Annotated in this window: 14 protein-coding genes; 6 read left to right on the forward strand and 8 right to left on the reverse strand. The window is 43.6% G+C overall.

The window, feature by feature from the left end:
- Window positions 1-82: 82 nt before the first annotated feature.
- The 4 genes from AAEY75_RS12625 to AAEY75_RS12640 form a co-directional block, all read right to left on the reverse strand.
- Complete coding sequence (locus AAEY75_RS12625) at window positions 83-745, reverse strand: glutathione S-transferase family protein (protein ID WP_197216886.1); 663 nt, start codon at window positions 743-745, stop codon at window positions 83-85.
- 337 nt (window positions 746-1,082) lie between these two features.
- Entirely contained in the window at window positions 1,083-1,721 is a 639-nt protein-coding gene (locus AAEY75_RS12630) for a peroxiredoxin (RefSeq protein WP_197216884.1), read from the reverse strand.
- Window positions 1,722-1,938: 217 nt separating this feature from the next.
- Window positions 1,939-2,712 (reverse strand): phospholipase D family protein, encoded by a 774-nt coding sequence (locus AAEY75_RS12635; RefSeq protein WP_197216882.1) that lies wholly within the window; start codon window positions 2,710-2,712, stop codon window positions 1,939-1,941.
- A 145-nt stretch (window positions 2,713-2,857) separates the two neighbouring features.
- Entirely contained in the window at window positions 2,858-4,597 is a 1,740-nt protein-coding gene (locus AAEY75_RS12640) for a glutamine--tRNA ligase/YqeY domain fusion protein (protein ID WP_197216880.1), read from the reverse strand.
- A gap of 273 nt (window positions 4,598-4,870) precedes the next feature.
- Between AAEY75_RS12640 and AAEY75_RS12645 the strand changes: the two genes are divergently transcribed.
- Both AAEY75_RS12645 and AAEY75_RS12650 read left to right on the forward strand, forming a co-directional pair.
- A complete protein-coding gene (locus tag AAEY75_RS12645; RefSeq protein WP_194197192.1) occupies window positions 4,871-5,386 on the forward strand; it encodes a peptidylprolyl isomerase in 516 nt (171 codons plus the stop codon).
- 101 nt (window positions 5,387-5,487) lie between these two features.
- Entirely contained in the window at window positions 5,488-6,342 is an 855-nt protein-coding gene (locus tag AAEY75_RS12650; RefSeq protein WP_352259733.1) for a UDP-2,3-diacylglucosamine diphosphatase, read from the forward strand.
- 106 nt (window positions 6,343-6,448) lie between these two features.
- Here AAEY75_RS12650 and orn read toward each other — a convergent pair whose 3' ends face one another.
- Complete coding sequence (gene orn / locus AAEY75_RS12655) at window positions 6,449-7,036, reverse strand: oligoribonuclease (protein ID WP_197099964.1); 588 nt, start codon at window positions 7,034-7,036, stop codon at window positions 6,449-6,451.
- Window positions 7,037-7,264: 228 nt separating this feature from the next.
- Between orn and rsgA the strand changes: the two genes are divergently transcribed.
- The 4 genes from rsgA (at window position 7,265) to secB (ending at window position 10,134) form a co-directional block, all read left to right on the forward strand.
- Window positions 7,265-8,368 carry a ribosome small subunit-dependent GTPase A gene (gene rsgA / locus AAEY75_RS12660; RefSeq protein ID WP_110922609.1) on the forward strand — a complete coding sequence of 368 codons (1,104 nt, stop codon included), beginning with the start codon at window positions 7,265-7,267 and terminating at the stop codon, window positions 8,366-8,368.
- A gap of 142 nt (window positions 8,369-8,510) precedes the next feature.
- Window positions 8,511-8,966, forward strand: a complete 456-nt coding sequence (locus AAEY75_RS12665) for a rhodanese-like domain-containing protein (RefSeq protein ID WP_110922608.1) — start codon at window positions 8,511-8,513, stop codon at window positions 8,964-8,966.
- Between the two features lie 268 nt (window positions 8,967-9,234).
- On the forward strand, window positions 9,235-9,498 hold the full coding sequence (gene grxC / locus AAEY75_RS12670) for a glutaredoxin 3 (protein WP_197216876.1): 264 nt from the start codon (window positions 9,235-9,237) through the stop codon (window positions 9,496-9,498).
- 183 nt (window positions 9,499-9,681) lie between these two features.
- Window positions 9,682-10,134, forward strand: a complete 453-nt coding sequence (gene secB / locus AAEY75_RS12675; RefSeq protein WP_110922606.1) for a protein-export chaperone SecB — start codon at window positions 9,682-9,684, stop codon at window positions 10,132-10,134.
- 234 nt (window positions 10,135-10,368) lie between these two features.
- On the opposite strand, the gene adk is transcribed toward secB, so the two are convergent.
- From adk to AAEY75_RS12690, 3 genes are all read right to left on the reverse strand, one after another.
- Entirely contained in the window at window positions 10,369-11,025 is a 657-nt protein-coding gene (gene adk, locus AAEY75_RS12680; protein WP_110922605.1) for an adenylate kinase, read from the reverse strand.
- Between the two features lie 219 nt (window positions 11,026-11,244).
- Entirely contained in the window at window positions 11,245-12,525 is a 1,281-nt protein-coding gene (gene ccmI, locus AAEY75_RS12685; protein WP_197216874.1) for a c-type cytochrome biogenesis protein CcmI, read from the reverse strand.
- Entirely contained in the window at window positions 12,522-13,016 is a 495-nt protein-coding gene (locus tag AAEY75_RS12690; protein WP_245905654.1) for a cytochrome c-type biogenesis protein, read from the reverse strand. Before AAEY75_RS12690 ends, ccmI begins: the two co-directional genes overlap by 4 nt.
- Window positions 13,017-13,079: the final 63 nt, after the last annotated feature.

Below are 13,079 nucleotides of genomic sequence, written 5' to 3' on the forward strand. Positions count from 1 at the left end.
GAAATAGTCTTAGGCAATTGACATTACTATCAACTACCTAAGACCGCTGATTATAAATGATTTTTAATTCTTAGTGTTTGCTTCAGTCTTCTTCGTGAGTAGGTTTGGCTTTTGCCATGTTTTTGATACTAAAACGCTCATTCATCATGTGATAAAAACGGGCAAGATTTTCACCTTGCTCATTGGGATCAACTTTGAGCACTTTACCAAAATCTAAACCTAAATAGAGCACGATATCTGCAAAACTCAATTGCTCACCGACCAAATACTCACGGCCTTCTAGTATGTTTTCAAAATACGCGAGTGTTTTGACCCCTCGTGCGATAGAGGGTGCGACAAACTCTGGCACTTGCTCAACACGTTGGGCTTTAGCGGGATTACTGTGCTGAAACGCTAACATGAAGTTATATAACACCTCAAACTCTGCAATGCGGCGCATAGAACAAACTTGTGCACGTTGTATGACATCGTTACCCATCACAGAGCGCTCACCATAGACACGGTCGAGATATTCGCAAACGGCCTGTGAATCATTGAGTACGGTACCATCACCCAACTTGAGCACTGGCACAGTACGCATCGGGTTCATTGCAGTGAACTCATCTGAACTCTGCTCATTAGCAGCAAAATCAATATCAATGACATCAATATCGTCCATGTCATCAACATCAATACCTTTTGATGCTAATAAAATAAGTGCTTTACGTGGATTCGGTGCAGTACGGGTGACGTATAGTTTTTTCATGGCAAACTCCTTAAAATATGGATTGAAAAGTGAATGAAGGCTGTTGGTTTTTATAGTAGGTAACGCTCATTAAAAATATATCATTCAAAGACGATATTACCTAGACATAATATATGGTTCTTTTGCCATCATATAGTCAGCGAACTGCTAAACCGCTACGGCGTTATCGTCCCTAGATGTCCTACTTGTACAATCTGAAATCGGCTGCCTTGTAGCCATTTTAGAATTCTTTAACTATAGTAAAACCTAACGCTGGTTGTTACACGAACAGCAAAAAGCCCCATAACGTTACGTTACAGGGCTTAATATTTATCACTATAGGGCAAGTTCGTTCAACTTACTTATTTGGTGCAGGTGTGGTGCGTAGATACGGCTTAACTTCTGTATAGCCTTTAGGGTATTTGGCAGCAATGTCTTCGTTTTTCACGCTTGGTGGAATAATCACATCATCACCGTCTTTCCAATCTACTGGCGTCGCGATATTGTACTCATCTGACAACTGCATCGCATCAATGACGCGGATGATTTCATCAAAGTTACGGCCACAGCTGGCTGGATACGTCAGTGTTAGGCGAATTTTTTTGCTTGGGTCAATAATAAATACGCTACGTACAGTGTGAGTGCTATCGGCATTTGGATGCATCATGTCATACAATTCAGCGACTTCTTTATTTGGGTCAGCGATGATTGGGAAATTCATCTCTGTCCCTTGGGTCTCACCGATATCACTCGCCCATGCTTTGTGGTCTTCTAAGCTATCGACAGAGATACAAATCGGCTTGACATTGCGCTTTTGGAACTCGCCATTAAGGGCAGCGGCGCGACCAAGCTCAGTGGTACATACTGGGGTAAAATCAGCTGGGTGCGAAAAAAACACCACCCAATGATCGCCTGCCCACTCGTGGAAATTGATATCACCCTCTGTGGTTGCTGCATCAAAATTCGGTGCGGTATCACCTAAACGTAAATGTGCCATGCTCTATTCCTTAGCTATGTTGATGAACGCTTATATCGACACGTCGGCCTCGCGCTCTATTATTATCATCGACGTGCTCCGTGATCAAATATAACACAGAGCGCCTCAGTAAAAACTGACTTTATCTTAACAAACTGGTTATGAATGTCTTGTGACGGATTGTAATACGGTTATTCTATTTGGCAATAAATAAACCCATACATTTCTAGAGGGTCAACTAGATGACCATCCCTGCATCCCATAAGCAAAACTCACCAAACTTGCCCTTTTTACTAGTGCCACCAGCTGCTCGTCCAGCATCAGTCAATACTAGCTCGCCATCTTGCGCTTCTAAATAACCTGCTGCCAACAACTTATCATTTAACGCCTGAGTTTTAAACCCCAGTTCTTTAGCAAGCTTGGCAGTCGTCAATCTAGAATAATTCGGTGTCGCCGCTTCTGTGGTAGATTTTGCCGTTGTATTAGCATTATTAGCACTTACCGCAGCATGACTAGACGCGGATTTTTTATCAGTGCTAGCATCGGTTCCAGATTCAATTTCAGTCACTTTTTCAAGCGACATTCTCACTTCATCACTGATTCGGATGATGCGTTGGGCTTCTTCATAAGTATCAGCATAAAGCTTACTGTCTTCATTACGATAAATCAGCACGCCCATTTCATTATTATTGACTTGGCTAAACTCATAAAGGTTCAGACTGGTAATAATGCACTCATTTTCATTCAGATAGCATTTAGCATGCAGATTTTTGCAAAAACTGGTACGAATAAAGGTTAAGTTTTTGAGCCAATTTATTTCTTCAGGGTGTAGGTCATTTTTACCATAAACGATTCTGATATCAATTTTGAGACGATTACGGTCTTCTAATAATTCTTTAATGCGCTCATTAAGCTTTAAATACGGACTAATAATAATCAGCCTATCAGAGGCATTTTTAATCAACTCTTCTAAATGATAAGTCGTACCACTACTGTTCAAAAACTTTGCCATTCTCATTTCCTTAAATATTACGATACTCAACTTTACAGATGCACAAAAAAGCCCATCCCTAGCGTACTAGAAATGGGCAGGCTTGCAAACTACTATTGTTCAGTATTGTCTCAAAACGAACACATTTTGCATCGCTCGTTATGCATTAAGCAGGTTTATAGCTATCACGCAAGCTAACGATTTGGTTAAAGACTGGTTTATCCGTGCTGTGGTCTTCGCTATCAGAGATAAAGTAACCTTCACGCTCAAACTGAAAACGCGTGCCAGCGTCAGCATTGGCAAGTGATGGTTCAACCACGGCATTAAGTTCAGTCAACGAGTTGGTATTCAATGCTTGATGGACATCAGCAACGCTGCTTGGGTCTTCAACACTAAATAGCTGCTCATACATACGCACGGTTGCTGGAACACCTTGACTGGCCGATACCCAGTGGATGACACCCTTGACCTTACGGCCTTCAGGATTTTGACCCAACGTAGTCGGATCAATGGTGGCTTTTAGCTCAACCACATTGCCCGCTTCATCCGTAATATGCTCAGTCACTGCCAATACATAGGTATTACGCAGACGAATTTCTGGCTTTTCTGGTGACAAGCGCTTATAGCCTGCTGGCGGTTCAATCTCGTAATCGCCTTGATCGATATATATCGTCTCAGTGAATGGGATTTCACGTTCGCCCATATCGACATTGGGATGGTTCGGCTGAGTCAACCATAAGGTTTGTGCGGCATCATCAAAACGCGCGTTGACGCTATCCGCTTTTAGAGAGTCCCAGCTGCTAACCGCTTCTGCAAAGTTAGTGATGGTCACTTTTAATGGCTTGAGTACTGCCATACCACGGGCAGTCGTCGTCTCTAACGACTGACGAATACTAAACTCTAATAAGCGAAAATCAACCACGCTATCTACTTTCGTCACGCCCACACGTTCACAGAAGTCACGTAAACCCTCTGGCGTATAACCACGGCGACGCATACCAGCGACGGTTGGCATACGTGGATCATCCCAGCCACTAACGATGTTTTCATCAACCAACTGCTTAAGTTTGCGTTTACTGGTCAACGTATGGTCCACATTCAAGCGGCTAAACTCGTACTGGCGCGGCGGCGTGGCAAAGCCAACTTTTTCGATGACCCAATCATAGAACGGGCGATGGTCTTCAAACTCTAGCGTACATAGTGAGTGAGTAATCCCTTCGAGCGCATCAGAGAGCGGATGGGCAAAATCATACATAGGATAGATGCACCATTTATCCCCTGTTTGATGATGCGCTTGATGCATGACACGGTAGATGACAGGGTCACGCATGTTCATGTTTGGGCTTGCCATATCAATCTTGGCGCGCAACACGGCTTTACCTTCAGTATACTTGCCCTCTTTCATATCATTAAAGAGCGCTAGGTTTTCTTCAACACTGGCATCACGCTGCGGAGACGGCGTGCCTGCCTCATTGAATGAGCCACGGTTCTCTTTCATCTGTTCAGGCGATTGTAAGTCAACATACGCATCACCTTGTTCAATCAACTGTACTGCCCATGCATGCAACTGGTCAAAGTAGCCTGATGCATGGTGCGCTTCACCTGACCACTCAAATCCGAGCCATTTCACATCGTTTTCGATATTGTCGATGAAGTCTTGCTTTTCTGCCGTTGGGTTGGTGTCATCAAAACGCAGGTTACACACACCGTCGAATTCTTTAGCCACACCAAAGTTTAAACAGATAGATTTTACATGACCCAAATGCAGATAGCCGTTTGGCTCAGGCGGAAAACGCGTCACAATCTGTTGCTGTTTTTGCGCTTTGATATCGTCACGAATAATATTACGAATAAAGTCGTTTTTGTGTTCGTCTTTTTGTGCATTATTGCTTGAGTTCTCACTCATCGGGTATTGCTCCTAACGCAAATTGTCAGTTCATGATGCATGCCATCACACATCATGGAAAATTCAAACCAAACTATTAAAAACAGGTTATCAAAAATGATAATAAAAAGTTAAAGTTGCGTTATTCTATCAGCTTTTGCGAACGCATTAACAGCCTGATACATGACACAGACTAAAAAAGCCGTTAGACTACCCATGACTTTTTATTAACCAGCTTTTTACCCACCACTTAACAGCGTCATTTAAGGCGCTGCGACCAAAAAGGAATACCCCATGGTAGACATGCCACCAGTAGTAGAACTTGACACCAGTATGGGTGCGATCGTTATCGAACTCAATGAAGAAAAAGCACCAAAAACCGTAGAAAACTTTTTGAACTATGTAAAATCTGGTCAATATGACGGTACGATTTTTCATCGCATCATTGACGGTTTCATGATTCAAGGCGGCGGAATGGACGCTGAAATGAATGAAAAACCAACCAATGCTCCCGTTGAAAACGAAGCGGACAACGGTCTAAAGAATGACAAAGGTACGATTGCGATGGCGCGTACGCAAGATCCGCATTCAGCAACCAGCCAGTTCTTCGTAAACGTAAAAGACAACGACTTCCTAAACCACACTGGCAAAAACATGCAAGGTTGGGGCTATACTGTATTTGGTAAAGTCACAAGCGGTATGGATGTCATCGAAAAAATGCGCGGCGTACCAACAGGTCGTTTCGGTATGCATGCTGATGTACCAAAAGAGCCAGTCGTTATCAACTCAGCGACCATCATTACTCAGTAATTGTTTCTTAGGAGCAGTTAAGTAGTCATATTTACTCAATAAGCACTTATTAAAATAGCCTCTTAAGAAAGCATTTTGATAAGTCACGAGGATAAAGATAAATGCAAATTTTTAATCATTTAATCACGACCCGCCCTCATGAGGTGCGGCAAGTTTTGATTAGCGATTTGCATTTATCGCCTGAAGAGCCTGCCCTAGTGCAGGCTTTTTTGGCGCTGCTTGACGATTGCCTTGCCTTGCCTGCTCTCAAGCGTCTATTCATCTTAGGTGATTGGTTCGAAGTATGGCTGGGTGATGATGTTTATCTATCGTTGTCAGAAGATGAACGCCAGACCCATTGGCTCACCCCGCTTATCGTGAAGTTAAAAAAGCTGCGAGTGGCTGGCTGTGAGATTTTAGTGATGCATGGCAATCGTGATTTTCTATTAGATCAACCATTCTGTAATTTATTCGGTGGTGAGCTTATTTATGAGCCATACACCCTAAACGTTGGGCAGAAAAACTACCGATTAGAGCATGGCGATGCGCTCTGTACCGATGATAAAAAATATCAGTTTTTTCGCAAGATAATGCGCAACCGTTTAACTCAGTGGTATTTACTGAATAAATCATTAGAAAAGCGTTTGGCGATCGCCGATAACATGCGGCAAAAAAGTCAGAAAAATAACGCTAATAAAGCTACCCATATCATGGATGTCAATGCAGACGCGGTCAGTACAGTGATGGCTGATAATGATGCCTTATTACATGGTCATACGCATCGTCCAGACATTCATCAAACTGCCAATGATAAAATTCGTTATGTCTTAGGTGATTGGCGACTACTAAATACAGAGACACGCCAGCCGAAGGTCAGTGCGGTTATTGGTGCAGTAACAGACGCCGAATATACAAATGACAGCTTTAGTAATAATGATACTGAGTTTGGATTGTTTGAGTTTAAAGCACTCGTTTGATGTGATTTTTGAATATATTTTGAAAATAAAAAGGGTCTGTTGATGATACAACAGACCCTTTTTACTCTCTCGCAACTGCTCGCTTATATCTAGAGCACTTTCCGCTTTAAGGAATTAACTTAAAGAAATGCTGACGATAGTGCTTTAGCTCACGAATAGAGTCACGAATATCGTCTAATGCTAAATGACTGCCGCCTTTTTCAAAGTTTCTTAAGATGTCAGGGCGCCAGCGGAAGCAAAGCTCTTTGATAGACGACACATCTAGATTGCGATAATGAAAGAAGCGCTCAAGCTCTGGCATTTGGCGAGCCATAAAACGACGGTCTTGACAGATTGAGTTGCCGCACATTGGCGACTTGCCGCTATCAACCCATTTGTTTAAAAACTTAATGGTCTCAGCTTCGGCTTCTGCCAATGTCACGGTACTGCGACGCACACGGTCGACCAATCCTGACTGGCCATGCTGCTTGGTATTCCAATCATCCATCTTATTTAAGACTTGATCAGATACCTTGATGGCAAATACAGGGCCTTCTGCCAATACATTCAAATCTTCGTCAGTGACGACAGTGGCAATCTCGATAATCTCGTCATTGACGGTATCAAGACCTGTCATTTCTAGGTCAATCCATACCAGCCCTTTTTTGCCTTGGTTTCTGATTTTGATTTTATTGGGATGGTCATCGGTACTCATATTTTGTCCTATGGTCAATAAAGCTTGGAACAACTTTGGGGCAATGTGAACTAAATAAACCACATATAAATGGTCATGCTCAAATGATATTATATTGCGCTGACGGATTCATAACGTCTCAAAAACTTAAAACATTACAAAACCACCGTCTGGTATAGGCGCTTTAGGCTGTATGTTAGCAAATTTTCACGCTACACTTAGCAATATTTTTTTAATAGGTTCAAACCCATGGCATTAATCCGGCAACGCAAACTGACCAAACAGCAGATTCGTCGCATCGACAAGCAGCAATTGTTAAGTCAAGACAGCATCGATGACAGTTTGATGGATGGCGTGGTCATGGCGCATTACGGTAAGCAGCTAGAAGTACAAGTCACCAGCTTGCCTGCTGTGATACCTGAGCAACCAGAGATTGGGCCTGATGATCCTGAGCCGTTTTGGCAAACGCTTGAGCTAGGTGATATCTGGCGCTGCCATGTGCGTACCAACCTGCCGATGCTAGCCGCTGGTGATCAAGTACGCTGGAACGCCGACTCCAATACTGGATTTGGCCGTATTGAGTCCGTCAAACCACGCACCTCGCTAGTCTCTCGACCTGACCGCTATCATAAGCTTAAACCTGTCGCTGCCAACGTCGATATTTTGGCCATTGTCTTCGCACCTCTGCCTGCTGCTGCACCCACACTGATTGATCGCTACCTAGTGGTTTGTCATCTTGCTGACGTAAAGCCATTATTGGTGCTGAACAAAGCCGATTTACTGGCGCAAGAGAACGGTGTCGATACCAATGAGCTATTGGCACAATATGCAGCACTTGGTTATGAGAGCGTCTTAACCTCAGTCGACTGCCCTGAAAACGTCGCTGATAGTGATGAGCAAGAAGGACTGGACGAGCTAAAACGCTACATAGATAAAAAACTGGTTATCTTTGCCGGACAGTCTGGTGTTGGTAAAAGCAGTTTAATCAATGCGCTACTGCCAGAATCTGGTCAAGTGGTAAACATCATCTCTGAAAACTCGAAGCTCGGTCAACATACCACCACCACCAGCCGCTTATTACCGTTTAATCCAGATGACTTAACCCAAGGTGGCATCGTTGACACGCCCGGTATCCGTGAATACGGTATTTGGCATTTGAGTCCAGATGACATTATCTCGGGCTTCGTTGAGCTTGCACCACTAGCAGGCTACTGTCAGTTCCGTGACTGTCGTCACACTCACAACAGCAAAGGCTGCGCATTATGGCAAGCCGTGGCTGATGGTGAAGTATTGCAGCGCCGTGTCGAAAACCTCGTGACCCTTAGAGAAGAGGCCGATACTAAACCTTATTAATCGCGGCCTTACTAATCGTTCATCACTAGGTTGACCATCACACGTTTACTATGGATGGTCTAATCGGTATAATAGCGCCTTGTTCAATATCGTTGGGCTGGCTTCTCGGCTTAACAGAACACTTATTTTTTGGAGGTATGGTTTGGATCGTGCGCTGGATTTTGTGGGCAACCACCCGTTTTTATTTGGTATATTGGCCGTACTTGCCGTGCTGTTTTTTGCTATTGAAAACAAACGTAGCGGCAGAAAAATATCGCCTAATACCCTTGGTATGATGGTTAACTCGCAAAATGCGCAGCTGATCGATATTCGTGCCAAAAAGAAGTTTGAGTCAGGTTATATCCAAGGCAGCCGCAACATACCTTTCACTGATCTCAAAGACCGCATAGAAGAAATTCGTGCCATTGAGCAACCCGTCATTATTATCTGTGATATGGGTGTGCAAGCAGGCGCTGCGATTCAGATGATCGGTAAAGATGACGTCTACCGCTTAGAAGGTGGTGTTGGTGGTTGGCAAGGTGCTGGCATGCCGTTGGTTGGTGTAAAAGATGTCAAGCCAAAGAACAAAGGCAAAGCCAAGCCGAGTTTGCATAAATAGCAAATCTTATGACTATTTAGAAAAATGCTCAGTGGGCATCAATTGATATCTGATTGATACGCTTAAAAAAAGACACCTTATCGATAGGTGTTTTTTTGTTTGTGGCATTTATGCTACCCTCAGCGCTTTTATGCGCCAGCATCTTGAATTTGATATGCTCATCCCCACTTTAATAATGAGCATCACCAAATATATTTTTAATATCAATTTATGTACTGGTATCGGATTACAATAAAACGTTTACCTTCTAAATAAATAAGGATTCATCATGACCGTATCTGTGAAAGTCTACACGACCCCTATCTGCCCATACTGCTCAAACGCCAAGCAACTGCTAAAAACAAAAGGCGTTGCATATGAAGAAATTGGCATGCATGACATGAGTAGCGAAGAGCGCCAAGCACTGATGAAAAAAACCAATAACTATCGCACTGTGCCACAAATCTTCGTTGGTGATACCTTTGTCGGTGGTTTCGATGAGCTCAATCAGATGAACCAACAAGGCAAACTTGACGAGCTATTAGCGGGTTAATCTGCTGTCTGTTTTTGAACCCACCTCTACTTATACAAAGATAGAGAGAAAGAGGTAGGTTCAAGACTAGCAATAAAAAGTATTGATAAAAATGTCGAGATTCAGTCTCGATTTATATTACAATGAACTTTGATTAAAATGACCATTTTCCCAATTATTTGATTCAATTTTAGAGGAATTACCATGGCTGACGAACAAGCACAACCGCAATTGGCACTAGAACGCATCTATGTAAAAGACATGTCACTTGAAGTGCCAGGCGCTGGTGTATTCACCAAAGAGTGGAACCCAGAGCTTGATATCAACCTATCTAGCAATGCTGAAAAACTTGATGATGATCATTATCAAATCATCTTGACTGTGAGCGTTACGGCTAAAAATGCTGATGAAGCAGCTTTTATCGCTGAAGTTCATCAAGCGGGTATTTTCTTATTAAAAGATATTCCAGAAGACCAAATCGGTCAAATCCTGGGTGCATACTGCCCTAATGTGCTATTCCCATACGCTCGTGAAGTCATCAGTGACATCGTGACACGTGGTAGTTTCCCGCAGTTATTGCTAGCACCAGTAAACTTTGATCAAGCTTACGCACAAAGCCAGCAGCAAGCACAAGTTGGTGCTGAAGGTAATGCCTAAGCTTTAATCAGAAATATGCGAGCTTTATCAGTCACATATTTTGATAAAAAGGCCGTTTACTTATGATGAGTGAGCGGTTTTTTTGTGGGTGCTTTTTAATTCTAAATGAACAGGCCATTACGAAAAATAGATTCGTGAGATATAAAACCATCAGATACAAGATCATTAGCCATAAAAAAACCCTGCTATTAAACAGGGTCTTTAATGACTATATCAATTAGCTAAAATTGATAATTAGCCTTTTAGCGCAGACAAAATCTGCTGCTTAACGTCATCGATACCTTGAGTACCATCGAACTTATCATACTTAGGCGCATCAGCACCTTTGCTGGCTTTGTCTTGATAAAAACCAACAAGTGCAGATGTCTGCTCATGATAAGTCGCTAGGCGATCACGAATCGTAGATTCTTTATCATCTTCGCGCTGGATTAACGCTTCGCCAGTCACATCATCAAGACCGTCTTGCTTAGGTGGATTGTGATGGACGTGATAAACGCGACCTGAGCCTGGATGCTGGCGGCGACCAGACAGACGGTTGACGATTTCATCATCAGGAACGCTGATTTCAACCACATGGTTGATCGCAACGTCAGCATCTGCAAGCGCTTGAGCTTGTGGAATCGTACGTGGGAAACCATCAAAGATACAACCGTTGACACAATCAGGCTTAGCGATACGTTCTTTCACTAGGTTAATGATAAGGTCATCAGAAACCAAGCCACCCGCATTCATGATGTCTTTGGCTTTTTTGCCAAGTTCGCTACCCTCTTTGATTGCTGCACGCAGCATATCGCCAGTTGAGATTTGCGGGATATCATATTCTTTCGAAATGAACTGGGCTTGGGTACCTTTACCGGCGCCTGGTGGACCTAGCAAAATAATACGCATCATTACACGTTTCTCCTTAATAAATAGGATTTTGGGACTAATACAACGTTGGGATTGGTTGTTTGCAAGGCTACCTTACCTCGTGGCCCTGCAAAGCTCAAGTATTTTAATTATTTGGGGTGATAAGTTGCGATGACTTACCTGTTCATATAACGCTGTTGCGCGCTGCTGTGTTGGACAACAGCGCTTGTGTCATAGGGGCTGACAGCAACAGATAGTCAGCTAAGGGATTTGCTGATTGATGTCTACGTTGACCTCAGTTTGTTCAGGGCCAATCACGACTGGATTGCCTGACAAGTCACCTGACTCAGCACTAGCAGTACCGCTATGACTGATGCGTGCGATGACTGCTAACTGAACCTTCTCGTCTCGAGCAGACTTCAAAGTACGTTCAGGCATCATAGCATCCAAATCACTTAGGCTAATATTGGCTTCACCTTGTTTAATGACGCTAATTGGTAACCGCTTGGCTGCAAATGGTGGACCACCTTTCACATCACGTATCGCCACAAACAGTACATCGTCAGCCTTAACCAACGGCAATAGACTTGCATTCACTTTCACGGTGACTTCGACGCCTTCAGATGCTTGCTGCTTCTGAGCACTCACACTGGCACTTAACTCATCCAAACTCGATAGCGCTTGGGTATGGTCGCCAGGCTTGGCAGAAATACTCTCGCGTAGACGTCTAATCCAGCCTTGTGCTTGGTCAAAATTACTACTGCGTGCCTCACCCATTGCCATGAGCATTTGCGCGCCTTCATGCGCAGGATTTTTAGCCAATACGCCCTCTAACACTCGGCGAGTATTAGAATCTAACTGGCCTTTATTAGCAAAAAAGCTAATCTGTGCGTAGGTAGTCGCGATTTCTTCGTTGTCGGGCGTTAAGCGGTAAGCACGTGACAATGCCTCTAGTGCCGAATCGGTCGCTTCTAATGATAAGAAAAGCTCCGATAGGCGCATCCAACGATTAGGATCATCGGCATGACGATAGACATTGGTCTGCATAGCACTAATGAGCTGCTGACCATCTTCGATCGCCCAAGATGGTGGCTGATCAATCTTACCAGTCAGTAAATCATCAGCAACTTGGCTGACTTTGTCTTCGGCTGCCCACAGCTCAAACACAGGGGTACGATCACCGACCATAACATACGCCAGAGCCGACAATACAGGTACCCAAACGATAATAATCAGGCGGCTCTTAACGCCAGGTGTGACCATCGGTGTGACTTCACGCTGAGCATCTAACAGCTGACGCTCAAGCTCAAGCTTTTGATTCTCATAGTGACTGTCGTCAATAGTGCCACTATCTTTATCGGTTTTTAATTCTGCTAAACGCTCGCGGAACACCGCAACGTTGATATCTAATAGCTGATTGTCTACTTGTTTTTCTTGTGAACGAGGCGATCTTAACCACGGTATGATAGTAATCACAGCAAGTATTAAGGCTGTAAGTAAGCTTAGAGCAATAAATAAGCCCACAGTAGAGAATATGGTCATTTTTTGTCCTCGAGACTTGTGATGTCATGATCTTTCTTATCATCGCTATCAGCACGTGATAACAAGCGATCAAGTTCAGCTTTTTCGGCAGCAGATAGCGCCGTAGCAGTATTATTTACTGTCACCCCACTCTCTCCGCTAGCCACAAGCTGGCGCCGTTTGCTTTGCCAGAACCAGCCTGCGACCAAAATGATGAGCAATAATGGCGGAAAAAACCATAAAATCCACGTTGATGGACGTACGGGCGGCTTATAACTAATAAAGTCGCCATAACGTTCCTGCATATAAGCGCGAATTTCACCATCACTACGACCGTCTTTTATCAAATCATAGGTTTTTTGCTTCAAATCCTGAGCAATCGGTGCATCAGAACCTGCAAGATTCTGGTTTTGACATTTGGGGCAACGAAACTCTTCAATGAGACCACGATACTGAGCTTCTTGCTGCGGAGAATCGAAGTCATAGACCTCAATTGCAGCATAACTGCTCATACTTAAGAGACAAGCAATGATAAAGCCTGCTAACTGTAGCGTCACCTTCTTTACTTGGTAAGC

It is taken from the genome of Psychrobacter sp. TB55-MNA-CIBAN-0194, from assembly GCF_040309505.1.
In the GTDB taxonomy this organism is placed as follows: Bacteria; Pseudomonadota; Gammaproteobacteria; order Pseudomonadales; family Moraxellaceae; genus Psychrobacter; species Psychrobacter fozii.